Below are 1,055 nucleotides of genomic sequence, written 5' to 3' on the forward strand. Positions count from 1 at the left end.
CTGGCTGTAGGGCTCTTCGTCATGATCGAGGCCCAGCCAGTCGAGGCCGCGCAGGATGGCGGCGCTGGCCTCGGGGGTGGACGGAGCGCGGCGATGTGGAAGGCCAGGCTCTGCTCGTTGGGCTGGGCCATGCGCCCGAGCACGTCGCAGGCGGCGGCGAAATCGCCCCGCAGGTAGTCCGCCATCCCCAGCCCCCAGAGATACCAGTCCGGGTGGAACGGGTTGAGCCGCATGGCCTGCCGCAGGCGCGCGACGGCCTCCTCGACGCGGCCCTCGAACATCAGCGGCCAGGCGCAGTTGGCCAGCGCGTCGGAATTGTTGGGGTTGAGCGCGAGCGCGCGGTCGAAACAGGCCAGCGCGCCCGCATTGTCGCCCTCGGCCAGATGGGCCGCGCCGAGCGCCCAGTGCGCGAAATCGAGGTCCGGGTCGCCCGCGACCGCCGCCTCGGCATGCGCACGGGTGCGCGCCAGCGCGTCGGCCGTGTCGTCGGCCCAGCCGAGATAGACCTCGAAGAACCAGGTCCAGGCCAGCCAGCCCTGCGCCGCCGCCGAGCCCGGGGCGAGCGCGAGCGCCGTCTCGAAATGGCCGCGCGCGGCGCGCATCTCGTCCCTGAGGAACTTCTCCTTGAGCAGCATGCCCCGCATCATGTGATCATGCGCGCTCAAATCGTCGGGCGAGGCTGCCTCGGCCCGGCGCGCCTCGTTGCGTTGCAGGACGCCCTTGTAGCCGCGCAGCGTCGCCACGACCTCGCCGACGACCTCGTCCTGCACGCTCAGGATCGCGCCGCGCGGCCTGTCATAGCGTTCGCTCCAGACCACCGCGTTGCGCAGCCCGTCCGTCAGTTCGACATCGAGGCGCAGCCGCGCCTCATCCAGCCGGACGTGGCCCCCGATCAGGTAGCGCACGCCGAGCTCGCCGGCGATCTCGGCGGCGCCGAGCCCGGTGCCCTCGTAGGCCTCCGCGGAGTCGCCGGCGACGACGAAGAGCGCCCGGTCGCGCGCCAGCCCGGTGCGGATATCCGCGGTGAGCCCGTCGGCCAGATGCGCCTGGCGGCC

General features: G+C 72.8%; 1 pseudogene. It reads right to left on the bottom strand.

Annotated elements, in window-relative coordinates:
• Window positions 1–260: 260 nt before the first annotated feature.
• Window positions 261–647: pseudogene (locus ACH107_RS33095) on the bottom strand (tetratricopeptide repeat protein); the annotation flags it as partial.
• Between the last annotated feature and the right edge of the window lie 408 nt (window positions 648–1,055).

Source organism: Roseovarius halophilus (ex Wu et al. 2025), from assembly GCF_047086965.1.